Consider the following 14,528-nt stretch of genomic DNA (forward strand, 5'->3'; position numbering starts at 1 on the left):
TACAGCCTTCGTAGTAATCCTTCAGTACTGACCGTTGCTCTGCTTCCGTAAATTCGTAATATTTTTTCATCTCTTTCCTGATTTAAATTTAACTTCTTTAAGTCAACTTTTTCCAGGCTAAGACATTCTCTTTCATTTAGACCGTACATTCCCTATCAGGAATGTAGTTTTTTAGTAGTATTTTACAAAAATGTAGGAAGGTGCTTCAGGAAGGTAAAATGGGTGTAGATGTGGTGTAGTAAAACGTACTTATGACCACTTTTACCCAGTTATCCTTTATTGATAAAGATTTATGCGATGAATGAATGGTTGGCGTATGGAATAGATTATCAGTCAGTTGTGGAAATATGGAGGTCTAAATATATTCTAGTATACTAAGTTTAAAATTAATTGAGCTAATGGTGAGTCATTAAAAGTTGGGAATACGGGAGGAGGATTGGGGTTAGGAAAACATAAAAGAAGTTTTCTAGACAATCTCTGATTAAAGAGAGAAACTTTCGATTGTCAGGATCAGAGTAGACAGTCTTTCCATATGTCGTCCAATCCCTGTAAATATTCTGTATGCTGTTGTTTTGTCTTTAGAAAATTCCGAATTAAGGTAACGCCATAGTTCGTGACTTCTGCACCGCCACCCTTTGCGCCACCTCTGCGTTTAATGACTATTGGAAGTGGCGAGAGCGCATTCATGATTTTGATGGAAGACCATGCCTGTTGATAGGACATATTCATCGTCATGGAGGCTGATCGGATAGAACCAGTGTGGCGGATACATCTTAAAAGATCAATCCTTTTTTGGTCAAGAAAGGTCGTTTCGTTTTTCTTGACCTCTATGTTTCCTATAATGTGAAAAGGTCCATGCATCGTTATCGTTTTCAGAAGTTAGAGCAATAATAATGCCAAAGTCGTTCTCTATCTCCAACGATTCAGTTGATAGTTGAGTGGCTATCCTTATACTTCGAAGTAGAGCAGAGATCAAATTGGATATTATTATAGGAGAAAATAAATGGATAGAAGAAACTTCTGATAATACCTGAAAGTCCTTTCGCGTTGTTATTGTAGTAGATCGTATGTCTGTGCTTCATGCAAAGATAGCACAAATGCAAAAGTGCAAAGATACTTTTCTTTAACATCAGGCCACTCATAGTGTGGGCAAGAGGTTGAAAAGAGTTGGAAGTAGAATCGTAGATGTACTTGTAAAGCAAATTCCAGGATTCTTTCTGTTGGAGTGCACGATAATTTCTAAGTCCATAGAGATAAGGCTGATAAGTAAGTTTGTGGTCAAACTCTTTATGGAATTTTTTTTGTTCGACAGCCACTGTAGATTCTTGGTGTGTACGGTGCCAGTTGAGAGGTTTTTCTATACGTACGATTCCGTGGTGGAGTTGTGCTTGGATCGCGAGGCTCCAGTCATAGGGGATGTATCCCAACCAATGACTTTGATCCTGTGCAAAATGGCGTTCAAGGAGCATCGTATGCCCTGCAAAAGCATTAAAGAGAAGGGCTTCAAGTGCATATTGTGGGGTGACAAAGACGGTATGTTCAGGACTTGTGCCCCGATTATGACAACTAAAACAGATATCATGATTTCCAATAGCTGCAATTTGCCTTTCCAGTTTATCTGGATACCAGACGTCGTCTTGATCAGACAGGGCAATGTAGTCTCCTGTAGCTCTCAAAGTAGCTGTCCTGAAATTTTCATTAAATCCGAGTCTGATGGAATTCTGATAGAATTTGATAAATGGATATGATTGGGCATAGGATTTGCAAATATCTGGTGTAGAGTCTTTAGATCCATCATCCTGTATGATCAATTCATATGCAGGATAAGTTTGTTTTAGAATAGAATCGATTTGCTCACGGATATACTTTTCTCCATTATAGGTACAGATAATAACAGATATTTTATTGTCTTTGTCCATTTTAATAATATTTCGTGCAAATTTACAATTAAATCGTTGATGTTCAAAGAATAATATGTATTTTTGTCGCAAAATCAATTATTTACGATTATGTCTCTAAAATCATTATATGATTCTGTATTCCATGTTTATAAGCGTTATGATTTGACCCCATGGGATCATTCTCCGGAAAACCTGCTCCCTATATATGGTATTTATCATGTATATTGTGCACCTGGCTGGCAGAATTTGGTGAGAGATCAGATTGAAAGTTTAAAATCTTCCGGACTTTTTGAAGCTACACAGAAGTTGTTTATCAGTTGTGTGGTTAGTAGAGACAGTGATTTAGATGAATTGAGATCAATTATCGGGGCAGATGAAAAATGGGAAGCTATTTCTATTGAAAGGATAAAAACAAAGTTTGAATTTCCTGCTTTGAATTTCATGCAAAACTTTTGTAAAACGCACCAATGTCTGGTGTATTATTTCCATACGAAAGGCATTTCCCTCATGTCTACGACAAACCACTCCTTGACTTATAGAAAGTTCAGACGCAATGTGACGGCCTGGCGTAAGATGATGGAGTATTTTACATTTTATGAGTGGAAGGTCGCCGCTAATGTCCTGATGGATGGTTATGATACCTATGGAACATTAAAGATTGATCCCCCTTATACTTGTCATTCTCATTATTCGGGTAATTTCTGGTGGGCTCGTTCTAATTACCTTGTTAGTTTGCCGGCACTTGAAGGTGACAAAATGAAGAATCGTTTTAATGCAGAAATGTGGATTCTAAGTGGTCATGGTAGGTTCTTCAGTACGTTTGACAGTAAGACCACTTTGTATGGAGTTTACATGCCGAGGCAACTTTATCTTTCCTATAATCATGGGCTGTTTAAAAAGTTAAGGTATATCAATTCCTATAATCTTGACAAATTGAAGCGGCATTTGCTTGACGCAGAATGGGATAAGAAAAAGGTTGATAAATTTCGCACAAATGGTTAGTCCTTCAACTTGTTGACTATATTAAATATTGCAAATTGTATTAACAATATTTAATTTGTCATGTACGGCAGAAGATAAGTCAAGCTTATTAAGATAAATTATGTATCTTTGCAACCTGATTGTTCGGGAATGCACTTAGGATTCCCGTGTGTATTCGTGTTAATAATGGTAGTTTTGGCCGATTGCCATGGTTAGTGAATCGTTTACGCATCAGTGAGCCTATCTTGCTTGCTCTCTTTTAGACTGGGGAGTGACAAAGTACACTGAATCAAATCGCATAAAAGTTTTTTAGTAGTAAATTAAAAATTAAAATGGACACATTAAGTCTCAGAACTATTTCTGCTAATAAGGAAACAGTGAAGAAAGAGTGGGTCGTCGTAGATTGTACGGGCCAGGTAGTAGGTCGGCTCTGCACAAAGGTTGCCAAACTTCTTCGTGGAAAGTACAAACCCAGCTTTACACCTCATGTTGATTGTGGTGATAATGTCATCTTAGTCAATGCTGATAAGGTCGTTTTCTCCGGTAAAAAGGAGACAGATAAAGTGTATATTCGCTATACAGGTTATCCTGGAGGACAGCGTTTCGCCAACCCTGAACAATTGCGTAAGCGTCCCGGTGGCGTAGATAAAATCATTCGTCACGCCGTTAAGGGTATGCTTCCTAAAGGTCGTTTAGGCCGTGCGTTGATGGATAATCTCTATGTCTATGAAGGCGCTGAGCATGACAAAGAAGCTCAGAAACCGAAGAAAATTGATATTAATCAGTACAAATAATTAGGAAATTAAGATGGAAGTAATAAATGCAGTCGGTCGCCGCAAGAGTTCTATAGCTCGTGTTTACCTGAAAGAGGGAACCGGTAAGATCATAATCAATAAAAAAGATATTGAAAAATATTTCCCATCAACCATTCTCCGTTATGTTGTTTTGCAGCCGCTGAAACAGTTGGATGCCGATGGAAAGTATGATATTCAGGCAAATATTTTCGGTGGAGGCTTTACCGGCCAGAGCCAGGCTTTGCGCCTTGCTATTGCCCGTGCTCTCGTGAAAATAAATGCTGATGACAAGAAAGCATTGAAGGATGCAGGATTCCTTACACGTGATAGCCGTAAGGTTGAGCGTAAGAAACCAGGACGTCCAAAGGCTCGTCGTCGCTTCCAGTTCAGTAAGCGTTAAACGCATTGCGGAATTTGGATTTTTCAAAATCAGGAAAGTACTGAGCGAAGTTTAGTATCCAAATTGACTGGATTCGTGTGGAATGGGGCTGGATATTGCCTAAAGCAATTGAAAACCTGTTCTCAGGATTTTAAATCCTCGTCTACCAGTCGATTGTTCCTAATGAAAAGAATTAAAAGGAAAGTAAACAATTAAATTATAAAAAAATGTCAAGAACTACATTTGACCAGTTACTCCAAGCAGGTTGTCATTTCGGACACCTTCATAGAAAATGGAACCCTGCTATGGCTCCTTATATCTTTATGGAGCGTAATGGTATCCACATCATTGACCTTAACAAAACTGTAGCTAAAATAGATGAGGCTGCAGAGGCTTTGAAGGGTATCGCTAAATCTGGCAAGAAAATATTGTTTGTCGCTACTAAAAAACAGGCCAAAGACATTGTAGCTGAAAAAGCTGCATCTGTCAATATGCCTTATGTTGTTGAACGTTGGCCGGGCGGTATGCTGACTAACTTCCCAACAATCAGAAAGGCTGTGAAGAAAATGGCAAACATTGACAAACTGATGAATGATGGTACTTTCTCAAATTTGTCTAAACGTGAACTGCTGCAGATCACACGTCAACGTGCAAAGCTGGAGAAGAACCTCGGGTCTATCGCTGACCTGACTCGCTTACCCAGTGCATTGTTCGTCATTGACGTCCTCAAAGAGCATATCGCTGTCAGAGAAGCTAACCGTCTGGGTATTCCTGTTTTCGGTATCGTTGATACCAATTCAGATCCCCGTAATATCGATTATGTCATTCCTGCAAACGATGATGCCAAGGATTCTATTGAAGTTATCCTGAATGCAGTTTGCGGTGCAATTGCCGAAGGCTTGGAAGAGCGCAAGGTAGAGAAGGCTGACGAGAAAGCTGCTGCAGAGCAGAAAGAAGAAGCTGGAGAAAATCCTAAGCGTTCTGCCAGAAAAGCTCGTAAGAGTGAGGCTCCTGTAGAAACAGAACCGGCTCAACCAGTTGCTGAAGCTAAGGAAGAGCCAAAGGCTGAAGGACAAGCTCCTGCAGCTGAATAAAATGATATGGGGTCCACATAATCGGGGTGCAAGGAATCTTTGCACTGAAATGTTTGGACCCTTTTTTATTTTTAATAATTTAAAGGAAAATTAAAATGAAGGTTTCGATTCAAGATATTCAGAAACTTCGTAAGATGACCGGTGCAGGTCTTACAGATTGCAAGAAAGCTCTCGTAGAGTCTGAAGGCAATATGGATAAGGCAATAGAACTCGTCCGTGAACGCGGGTTGGCTATTGCAGCAAAGCGTTCTGACCGTGCAACTTCCAATGGTTGTATCCTTGTCAAGAAGGTTCCTGGATTTGCAGCTATGGTCGGCGTGAAGTGTGAAACAGATTTCGTTGCTGCGGGGAAAGACTTTATCGCTATGGTTCAGGAAATCCTGGACGGTGCTATTGCCAATCACTGTAAATCATTGGATGAGGTCAAACAACTGAAACTCTCTAATGGTGACACGGCTGAACTGGCTGTAAAGCATCGTTCTGGTATCACCGGTGAGCATATGGACTTGGATGGTTATAATTTCATTGAAGGTGATCACGTATCTGTCTATGATCATATGAACAAGCACCTTCTGGCTACTATGGTTCAGTTGAATGAAGAGAATGAAGAGGCCGGACATAAACTGGCTATGCAGGTTGCTGCCATGAATCCGGTTGCCCTTGATGAGGCTCATGTTTCTCAGGAGACCAAAACGAAAGAACTGGAAATCGCTGTCCAAAAGACCAAGGAAGAACAAGTTCAAAAGGCTGTCACTAATGCACTGAAGAAGGCTGGTTATAATCTCTATATCGCTGAGAGCGAAGAGCATCTTAACGAGGGAATCTTGAAGAAAGAGATTACTGAGGCTGACGCTGATGAGATTCGTAAGATCAAAAAAGAGGTTGCTGAACAGAAAGCTGCTCATCTTCCTGAACAGATGATCCAGAATATCGCCAAGGGCCGTATGAATAAGTTCTATAAGGAGAATTGCCTGGTTGATCAGGAATTCCAATTCGCTGATGGCGATAAGGTGAGCGTTTCTGACTGGCTCAAGAAACAGGGTGAAGGTTTGAAGATCGTTGATTTTAGACGCTTTACTTTGTTGGCTGAATAAAAAATCGGAAGTAAAGTCTTGTTTGTCCCTTACCCGTTTATTAAATGGGGTATGTAAGGCAGACGGAAAATATTCATATAGTGTCTGTTTTTCTACTGAAGAGCAGACACTTTTTCTTTCTCTCCCCTTTGTCTTTTTCTATGATCAGCATTCAGAAAATCGTATGACTTTAGGAGAAACAGGGATGGGGCTTTACGATTTTATATACCCAAGTTGCAGACGGAACATCTTAATGTTAGGATTGATAAAGGATGAAAATATTTACAGTATTAGGAAATTATCCGAGTAAAACCGGAGCATTACAAGATGCTTCGTTACCTAAGGGGCCTGTGATCTATCTCAAACCGGACTCGGCTTTACTTAAAGGCAGTAAACCTTTTTTCATTCCGGATAATTTGGGCGAGATCAGGTATTGTGCTGAATTAGTCGTCCGTATTTGTCGCTTGGGCAAGTCTATTCCTACACGCTTCGCCTATCGTTATTATGACGCTGTAACTGTAGGTGTCAACTTCATTGCCTCTGACTTGTTGAAGAAACTGAGGACAAGCGGATTGCCTTGGGATAAGGCAACGGGCTTTGACGCTTCTGCGGCACTTGGGGAATGGGTCAGCAAAGAGAAATTCTATAACGTCCAGGCCATCCATTTCCATCTGAACGTCAACGATGCAGTCAGTCAGGAGAGTTGCTCTTCAGACATGGGCTATACGGTAGATGAATTGATTTCCTCCATTAGTATGTATGATACCTTGAAAACCGGTGATATGCTTTATACGGGTTGTCCTGTCGATTTAATGCCGGCACATATCGAGGATCATATTTCCGGATTTCTGGAAGACCGTAAAGTCTTGGATTTCAACTTGAAATAAATGGATATGGACTCAATTACTGAGGGATAGTCATGGATTGAGAGATAGTAGGTGCACAAGATAGATAGACTTGAAAAGATTTAAGTTATAAGGTGATGAAAATACGAGTAGGTTTAGGTTATGATGTTCACAAACTCGTTGAGGGGCGCGAACTTTGGTTGGGTGGTATCCGCATAGATTATGCCAAAGGCCTTTTAGGGCATAGTGATGCAGATGTACTGATTCATGCCATTTGCGATGCACTTTTAGGTGCAGCCAATTTGCGGGATATAGGTTATCAATTTCCGGATACAGCTGCCTCAACTTTGAATATCGACAGTAAGATTCTCCTCCGTAAGACGATGGATTTGGTCATTGAGAAGGGATATCGGTTGGGCAACATTGATGCCACAGTCTGTGCGGAACAGCCTAAATTAAATCCTCATATACCCGATATGAAAGTTTGCTTGGCAAATGTCCTGGAAGTGGATGAAGAAGATATCTCCTTGAAAGCCACTACTACCGAGCGGTTGGGCTTTACCGGTCGTATGGAAGGTATTTCGGCTTATGCCGTGGCTCTGATTGAAAAAACTGAATGAAAGCCGTTTAGGCCATCTTTGGGGAGGTGAATTCCATTTATGAGCGTGCAAGTCGGAGTATTGGATGTGTTCGCACACAAAAAGTTGATATATGTCAAGAAGATCGACAGATTGTGATAAAAGTCCAGTTTATTGTTGCAAAGGTCCAAAAAGCAGGCTATCTTTGCAAGTACAAAAAGGTTAATAGATTGTTTAGGTTAGTAGTAATAAATTTAGGTTTTTAGTTATTAGGTTTAAGGTAGATTTAAATGATTGTTTAACAGATGACAAAGGGAGTCGCGAGACTGTCTTTCGTTAAGAAAGATTTTTTAGTTAAACATAGGCAGTACGCTGCAGCCCGACGAGGGTCGTAGCGTATTTTTTTGTTTTTATGCTTTCGTTCTTTTTTTTATTATTAACTTTGCAATTCAGGTGACAGATATAGCAGATCGTTATCAAAGAAAGGGTATACTATGCGAGTTCTGATTGTGAATACAAGTGAACATACTGGTGGAGCTGCAGTTGCGGCTAACCGCTTGATGGATGCGCTTAACAATAATGGCGTCAAGGCAAAAATGCTGGTGAAGAACAAGGAATCAGAAAATATTACCGTGGCTCATTTGCCCCATAGTGGTCATCTGAAATTCTTATGGGAACGGTGGTGCATCTATTGTCATTTGCATTTTCATAAAGATCATCTTTGGGATATAGATATTGCCAATGCAGGTACCGACATTACAAAACTACGGGAATTTAAAGAGGCTGATATCATCCACCTTTCCTGGATCAATCAGGGTATGTTGTCTCTGAAAAATATCAGGAAGATCTTGCAGAGTGGAAAACCTGTCGTGTGGACCATGCACGATCTGTGGCCAGCTACAGGTATTTGCCATTATGCCCGTGGTTGTACTCGTTTTCATTCCACTTGCCAGTATTGCCCGTTACTGCCTAATGGCGGTTCTGAACACGATCTGGCTTATCGGATCTGGCATAGAAAACAGGCACTGCTGAAAGCCGGTAGCATCTATTTTGTCACTTGCAGTAAATGGCTTAGAAACCAGGCTTCGCAGAGTACCTTGCTTACAGGACTGAGTCTGACGGATATCCCTAATCCGATAGACACGCATGTCTTCTTTCCGAAGGATAGGAAAGAATCGCGCTTGAGAGTGGGATTGCCTGCAAATAAGAAACTGATTTTGTTTGTATCTCAAAAAGTTACTGATGAGCGGAAGGGCATGTCTTATTTTACGGCAGCTATTCAGAAGTTGGTGGAGAAGCACCCTGATATGAAGCAAAATACGGGCATCGTTGTCCTTGGGGGCCATTCAGAGGAAATCGCGAATAAATTATTGCTCCCTGTTTTTCCACAAGGCTATGTCGAAGATGAAAGGAAGATAGTAGATATTTACAATTCAGTAGACGTCTACGTCCTGCCTTCTCTTGAAGACAATCTTCCCAATACGATTATGGAAGCGATGGCATGCGGTATCCCTTGTGTCGGCTTTCGGACAGGCGGTGTTCCGGAGATGATAGACCATCAGAAAAACGGATATTTGGCGAATTTCAAAGATGTGGAAGATCTCGCAGACGGCATCTATTCGATACTCTCCGAGGTGGACCAGGATGCTATCCGACAAGAATGTCGGCATAAGGTGGAACTTAACTATTCCCAACATGCCGTGGCCATGAAATATATTGATATTTATAACCAGGTCAGAGCGTTTAAGCATTATCGGCTATGATTACTTTTACCATTATTACATGTACTTTTAATGCTCAGGCAGTAGTGAAACGAACACTGCGGAGTGTCTTAAGGCAAACTTATAGAGGCATTGAACATCTGATCATAGACGGTGCTTCGGGGGATGAGACTTTGGCCATCGTCAAAAATTACCAGTTTGTGAATGACCAAGAGCGCACCGGGCATTCCGTAAGAGTCATCTCTGAGAAAGATCAGGGACTTTACTTTGCCATGAATAAAGGTCTGCAATTAGCAACAAATGAGTATGTCGTATTTCTGAATGCAGGTGATACTTTCCCTAATGAGGACACTTTAGACCGGATTTCTTTGAGTGTCGGGGAGTCAGAGGATTTGCCGGGGGTGCTTTATGGTGATACGGATATCGTGGATAAGGACGGGAATTTCCTGCGCCATCGCCGGTTATGCCCACCTGAGCATCTCTCCTGGAAGAGTTTTAAATGGGGGATGCTGGTATGTCATCAGTCTTTTTATGCTTTGACTCAGATTGCCAAGACAGTTCCTTATGATACCGCTTATCATTATTCCGCAGATGTCGATTGGTGTATCCGTATCATGCGTGAATGTGCACAAAGGGGATTGGCATTACGGAATGTGCATGGGGTCGTGACGAATTATCTGGCAGAGGGGCTGACAACGAAAAACCATAAAGCGTCATTGATCGAGCGGTTTCAGGTCATGAAGAAGCATTACGGTCTGTTAACCACACTATGGGTTCATTTTTATTTTGCTTTTCGTGCCTTCTTAAAGCGTTGAGGTAAAGTTTGTAGGGGCTTTACCTTGTTTGTACTTTTTCGATTTTAGGTTATCCCTATAAATTCAATATCTTCTATTATTTGAAAACCAATTCAATGCCTTCTGTTTTGTTGTTTCATCAGGCAATAAGTGGGGGAGCGTTTTCTTTATTAGTGATAATTCCCTGATTCTTTGTAAAACTTGAAAACAGATTTTCTTCGTTTCTGCATTTCCATGAGCATCATGTCGCTTCCCTTTGTTTATTCATCGTTTAGACTTATGACAGACGATTTGTCGTTATACTATTGTTGTTGCTAGAGTCAAACCTGATATGGAGTTATGGCATTATCTGTCAATGAAGAAATGGTCTTGTGAGCCTGTTGGGTAGGAAGGAAAGTTCCTGCCACTAAGGTTTATGGGAGAGCAGGTGTAACCTTCATAATAGATAGACACCAAAATGGTGCATAATGGTGCACCATTATGCACCATTTCGCTATACCATTATGGTACATATTGGTCTCTTCCTATGGCTTGACATAGTGCGATACAATCACGCTTGAATTTAAGACAAAAAGAGTGTTATAAGTAGAGCAAAAAATACCCGCTAATTACTTGTGATCAGCGGGTAAAAACGGTATTGAAAATGAATGTGATGTAATATCAAGAATATCTAAGGATCATGCCGGGTCTGATATTGGCAGACTTCGTCAAGTGGTTAAGCTTGCAGATCTGATCCACGGAAACACCTCTGTTCCGTGCAATCGATTCAAGCGTTTCTCCGCTTTTCACCTTGTGATACATGTTCTGACCTCCAAACTCTCTTTCAAGTGTCTCTTCTTGCTTCGTGGAAGCAACCTCGCTGTTTCCATAGACATCAGAACGACTGTAACTGCCATTGCCCCGTTTGCCTCTCAGGCGAGTGGCTTCTGCAGATTCAGCTTGATAAGTATCTTTGTTGTAAATATAATAGTCGGCTACGACATCCTGATTGCGGAAATCAAACATTAGAGCAGGATTGAGAGCTACACCGCATAGACGTGTCTCAAAATGAAGATGCGAACCTGTACTGCGCCCAGAGTTGCCTCCTAAGGCTATAGGTTCGCCTGCTTTGACATATTGATTCTCTGAGACCAGTTGCTTGGACAGATGACCGTAAATGGTCTCAAGGCCATTGTTATGGCGAATGACGATATAGTGTCCATAGCCGCCTCTTTCGTATCTCACGACACGCACTTTACCTGCGAATGCTGCGCGGATGGTGTCGCCTATATATACCTTGATATCGAGACCTTTGTGCATCCTGCCCCAACGATATTGGAAGTTGGACGTGATGACACGACTGGGGGTTGGCATACAGAAACCTCGTAAGTCTATTTTAAAATGGTCTGGTAGTGGAGTTGCCCGATGGGCGTATTGGTTGGAAAAGTCTGCATACAAATCTGCAGCAGGATTTTCACGATTCTCTTTGATGATATAATATCTGGTTGCAACAGTGTCAACTGCTCTCATTTTACGATCCACTGGTGCCTCTCTCGCTAAAAGGTCTTGTCCGCAAGCTGGAATTGCTGTGAGGACCAACAATGCTGCTATAGATAATTTCTTGATATTTGTTTTTAAATTCATGCGGTGTGTGATGTAGGTTTAAGTTTTTCAATGGGAAACTAAATGATTCCCCTTAGAGAATAAACTGTCATTATATAAAAGCTTTTTTTATAAATGACATTGCAAATGTAACGAAAATATTGCAAAATGCCAACACCCTTAACAGTTTTTATTGCGGTTTAACAGAAACCGATTCTGGGATTCTTGGCTTTTCAAACCGTTTATTTCAGGCTTTTCCTGCGATTTCTTTCGTCTGTTCTTCTGGTATATATTTCAATTTTTCCTTACAAGTTCTTGTAAATTTTTAGGGTTGATATAAATCAATTATTTACGTAAACAGTAATCTTTTCCCTCTAAATTGTAAAATGTTTAAAGTATCAATTTCTTTATTACTTACATTTTGAATTTGAGTTCTTCGGCAATTGAAAGTGACGTGGATTTGCTTTTTATTTAGGATTTGGATTTTTATGCAAATCACCGTTTTAACTTAATAAAAGTGAAAAAGATAGGATGCTCTTTATCTGATTCAAGGCCTTTGGTCCTCTTGCTAGTGTAATTACTGGAGAATCTGTCGTTCAAAAGTCTGGCTTAGCATCGGCTACAGTCAGAAGAGATCATGAGATTTCTGCCCAGTTGATGTGCGTCTTTCGAAGTTGGTTCAACCTTGTCCACAGCATCTGATTCTCTATCTTGTCACATTGAGGGTCATGGTCAACGATCTGTTGAGCCTGCTCTCTGGCTAATTGTATGATTTGTCCGTCTTGGGCGATATTTGCCAGTTTCAGATCCAAGGCTATTCCACTTTGCTGTGTGCCTTCCAAGTCCCCCGGTCCCCTGAGTTTTAGGTCTGCCTCGGCAATGCGGAATCCGTCATTGGTTTCACACATGATGTCAATCCTCTTGCGAGTAATCTCACTCAGTTTATGATTGGTCACGAGAAGGCAGAAACTCTGGTCCCCGCCCCGTCCGACACGGCCTCTCAACTGGTGCAACTGGGATAGACCGAAACGCTGGGCATCAAGGATGACCATGACAGTGGCGTTAGGGATATTGACTCCCACCTCGATAACGGTTGTAGCCACCAGTATCTGCGTCTCTCCATTCACGAATTTCTGCATCTCAGTTTCCTTCTCAGCCGATTTCATTTTCCCATGCACCTTACTGAGTCTGAATGTCGGGAAAATGTCTTTGAGGGTCTCAAATCCTTCCTCAAGATTCTTAAGGTCAGACTTTTCGCTTTCCTTGATGAGCGGAAACACGATATAGGCTTGCCGACCAAGGAGTATCTGTCGTCGGACCATACCATAGAAACTTGTCGTCTGAGTGTCATAGAAGTGCGTTGTGACGATAGGTTTGCGCCCAGGAGGAAGTTCGTCGATGACGCTGACATCAAGGTCACCATAGATGGTCATGGCGAGAGTCCGGGGGATAGGCGTAGCCGTCATGACCAGAATATGAGGGGGACGCTCTCCTTTAAGCCACAGTTTTGCCCTTTGCTTGACACCGAAACGATGCTGCTCGTCGATGACCGCAAGACCGAGGTGCAGAAATACCACAGGATCTTCGATGATGGAATGTGTGCCTACTAAAATCTGTATGTCGCCATTCGCCAAGCCTTCAAGGATCTTTTCACGTTTCTTGCCTTTCACAAGTCCGGTAAGGAGTTCGACACGGATATTCATGTCCTTGAGAAAGTCGCGGAGCGTAACGAGATGTTGCTCAGCGAGGATCTCCGTAGGGGCCATGATACAAGTTTGATAGCCATTGTCTATGGCAATGAGCATGGACATCAAGGCTACCAGCGTTTTCCCCGAACCGACATCACCTTGCAGAAGGCGGTTCATCTGCCTGCCGGTTTTCATGTCGTTTCTGATCTCGTACATGACCCTTTTCTGGGCATTCGTAAGAGGGAAGGGCAGATTATGGTTATAGAAATAATGGAATTTTTCTCCGATGTGTTGGAAGATATAACCTTTATACCGTTTTTTCCTTTCGCTGGTATAATGGAGAATATTCAGTTGGAGATAAAAAAGTTCCTCGAATTTAAGGCGCAGTCGTGCACGCTGCATTTCCTCGGTATTGTGAGGATAGTGTATCCAGTTGAACGCCAGATCACGGGAAATGAGGTGTTGTGACTGAAGGATGAAAGGAGGGAGTGTTTCCGGTAGAGGCTGAAGGGAGATTTTCTCGATGAGAGTCTTGGTCAACTTCTCTATGGCGCGGGAAGTGAGGCCCATCTTCTTCATCCTTTCAGTCGTCATGTAGTAAGGCTGCATCCCCATGGCAGACAGTTCGAGTTGGTCTGCGGGGTCAATATCAGGATGAGTCAGTTGGAAACGTCCCCCAAAGACAGTGGGTTTTCCAAAAACAATATATTCGGTGTTAACCTTATAATTTTTGTAGATATACTGCGTACCGTGAAACCAGACCAAATCGATGACACCGAAGCCGTCTGAGAAATGAGCGACCACTCTTTTCTGCCGTGCCCCCAAGGCAAACTCGTCAAAACTGAGAATCTTCCCTTTGAGTTGGATGAAGGGCATGTCGCTTGACAATTCGTTGATGCGGTAGATTTTGCTTCGGTCAACATATTTATAGGGATAGTATTCCAAAAGGTCACCATAGGTATTGATACCAAGTTCCTTACTCAGTATCTCTTTCCGTCTTGGCCCTACTCCGGGTAAGAATTTGATGTCTTGTTCGAGAATATGATTCAAGGTGCGCTATTCTTCCTGTCTGTTAATGGAGAATTAAGATTTTTTGATT

The 14,528-nt window shown here is 41.6% G+C and carries 13 protein-coding genes; 9 read left to right on the forward strand and 4 right to left on the reverse strand.

The window, feature by feature from the left end:
* Window positions 1-510: 510 nt before the first annotated feature.
* Both NG821_RS07535 and NG821_RS07540 read right to left on the reverse strand, forming a co-directional pair.
* Window positions 511-861 (reverse strand): winged helix-turn-helix domain-containing protein, encoded by a 351-nt coding sequence (locus NG821_RS07535; RefSeq protein ID WP_252761049.1) that lies wholly within the window; start codon window positions 859-861, stop codon window positions 511-513.
* 62 nt (window positions 862-923) lie between these two features.
* Window positions 924-1,919, reverse strand: a complete 996-nt coding sequence (locus NG821_RS07540) for a glycosyltransferase (RefSeq protein ID WP_252761050.1) — start codon at window positions 1,917-1,919, stop codon at window positions 924-926.
* 90 nt (window positions 1,920-2,009) lie between these two features.
* Between NG821_RS07540 and NG821_RS07545 the strand changes: the two genes are divergently transcribed.
* From NG821_RS07545 to NG821_RS07585, 9 genes are all read left to right on the forward strand, one after another.
* Window positions 2,010-2,903, forward strand: coding sequence for a hypothetical protein (locus NG821_RS07545; protein ID WP_252761051.1), 894 nt, complete (start codon window positions 2,010-2,012; stop codon window positions 2,901-2,903).
* Window positions 2,904-3,214: 311 nt separating this feature from the next.
* On the forward strand, window positions 3,215-3,676 hold the full coding sequence (gene rplM, locus NG821_RS07550; RefSeq protein WP_252761052.1) for a 50S ribosomal protein L13: 462 nt from the start codon (window positions 3,215-3,217) through the stop codon (window positions 3,674-3,676).
* A 13-nt stretch (window positions 3,677-3,689) separates the two neighbouring features.
* Window positions 3,690-4,076 (forward strand): 30S ribosomal protein S9, encoded by a 387-nt coding sequence (rpsI, locus tag NG821_RS07555; RefSeq protein WP_252761053.1) that lies wholly within the window; start codon window positions 3,690-3,692, stop codon window positions 4,074-4,076.
* A gap of 206 nt (window positions 4,077-4,282) precedes the next feature.
* Window positions 4,283-5,149: a 30S ribosomal protein S2 gene (gene rpsB, locus NG821_RS07560; protein ID WP_252761054.1), complete on the forward strand. Its 867-nt coding sequence runs from the start codon at window positions 4,283-4,285 to the stop codon at window positions 5,147-5,149.
* A 95-nt stretch (window positions 5,150-5,244) separates the two neighbouring features.
* On the forward strand, window positions 5,245-6,243 hold the full coding sequence (tsf, locus tag NG821_RS07565; protein ID WP_252761055.1) for a translation elongation factor Ts: 999 nt from the start codon (window positions 5,245-5,247) through the stop codon (window positions 6,241-6,243).
* A 251-nt stretch (window positions 6,244-6,494) separates the two neighbouring features.
* Window positions 6,495-7,109, forward strand: a complete 615-nt coding sequence (locus NG821_RS07570; protein ID WP_252761056.1) for a fumarylacetoacetate hydrolase family protein — start codon at window positions 6,495-6,497, stop codon at window positions 7,107-7,109.
* 95 nt (window positions 7,110-7,204) lie between these two features.
* Window positions 7,205-7,687, forward strand: a complete 483-nt coding sequence (gene ispF / locus NG821_RS07575) for a 2-C-methyl-D-erythritol 2,4-cyclodiphosphate synthase (RefSeq protein WP_252761057.1) — start codon at window positions 7,205-7,207, stop codon at window positions 7,685-7,687.
* Window positions 7,688-8,139: 452 nt separating this feature from the next.
* Entirely contained in the window at window positions 8,140-9,408 is a 1,269-nt protein-coding gene (locus NG821_RS07580; protein WP_252761058.1) for a glycosyltransferase family 4 protein, read from the forward strand.
* Window positions 9,405-10,181: a glycosyltransferase family 2 protein gene (locus NG821_RS07585; protein ID WP_252761059.1), complete on the forward strand. Its 777-nt coding sequence runs from the start codon at window positions 9,405-9,407 to the stop codon at window positions 10,179-10,181. Before NG821_RS07580 ends, NG821_RS07585 begins: the two co-directional genes overlap by 4 nt.
* A 639-nt stretch (window positions 10,182-10,820) precedes the next feature.
* Here NG821_RS07585 and NG821_RS07590 read toward each other — a convergent pair.
* Both NG821_RS07590 and recG read right to left on the reverse strand, forming a co-directional pair.
* Entirely contained in the window at window positions 10,821-11,783 is a 963-nt protein-coding gene (locus NG821_RS07590) for a peptidoglycan DD-metalloendopeptidase family protein (protein ID WP_252761060.1), read from the reverse strand.
* Window positions 11,784-12,376: 593 nt separating this feature from the next.
* Complete coding sequence (recG, locus tag NG821_RS07595; RefSeq protein WP_252761061.1) at window positions 12,377-14,479, reverse strand: ATP-dependent DNA helicase RecG; 2,103 nt, start codon at window positions 14,477-14,479, stop codon at window positions 12,377-12,379.
* Window positions 14,480-14,528: the final 49 nt, after the last annotated feature.

Origin of the sequence: Segatella cerevisiae, assembly GCF_024054555.1 — a bacterium.
Lineage (GTDB): Bacteria > Bacteroidota > Bacteroidia > Bacteroidales > Bacteroidaceae > Prevotella > Prevotella cerevisiae.

What these genes read in the sequence shown, in the direction of transcription:
- NG821_RS07590 (WP_252761060.1), bottom strand. Translation starts at nt 11,783, where the DNA reads ATGAATTTAAAAACAAATATCAAGAAATTATCTATAGCAGCATTGTTG.
- NG821_RS07580 (WP_252761058.1), top strand. Translation starts at nt 8,140, where the DNA reads ATGCGAGTTCTGATTGTGAATACAAGTGAACATACTGGTGGAGCTGCA.
- NG821_RS07585 (WP_252761059.1), top strand. Translation starts at nt 9,405, where the DNA reads ATGATTACTTTTACCATTATTACATGTACTTTTAATGCTCAGGCAGTA.
- tsf (WP_252761055.1), top strand. Translation starts at nt 5,245, where the DNA reads ATGAAGGTTTCGATTCAAGATATTCAGAAACTTCGTAAGATGACCGGT.
- ispF (WP_252761057.1), top strand. Translation starts at nt 7,205, where the DNA reads ATGAAAATACGAGTAGGTTTAGGTTATGATGTTCACAAACTCGTTGAG.
- NG821_RS07545 (WP_252761051.1), top strand. Translation starts at nt 2,010, where the DNA reads ATGTCTCTAAAATCATTATATGATTCTGTATTCCATGTTTATAAGCGT.
- NG821_RS07570 (WP_252761056.1), top strand. Translation starts at nt 6,495, where the DNA reads ATGAAAATATTTACAGTATTAGGAAATTATCCGAGTAAAACCGGAGCA.
- NG821_RS07540 (WP_252761050.1), bottom strand. Translation starts at nt 1,919, where the DNA reads ATGGACAAAGACAATAAAATATCTGTTATTATCTGTACCTATAATGGA.
- NG821_RS07535 (WP_252761049.1), bottom strand. Translation starts at nt 861, where the DNA reads ATGCATGGACCTTTTCACATTATAGGAAACATAGAGGTCAAGAAAAAC.
- rpsB (WP_252761054.1), top strand. Translation starts at nt 4,283, where the DNA reads ATGTCAAGAACTACATTTGACCAGTTACTCCAAGCAGGTTGTCATTTC.
- rplM (WP_252761052.1), top strand. Translation starts at nt 3,215, where the DNA reads ATGGACACATTAAGTCTCAGAACTATTTCTGCTAATAAGGAAACAGTG.
- rpsI (WP_252761053.1), top strand. Translation starts at nt 3,690, where the DNA reads ATGGAAGTAATAAATGCAGTCGGTCGCCGCAAGAGTTCTATAGCTCGT.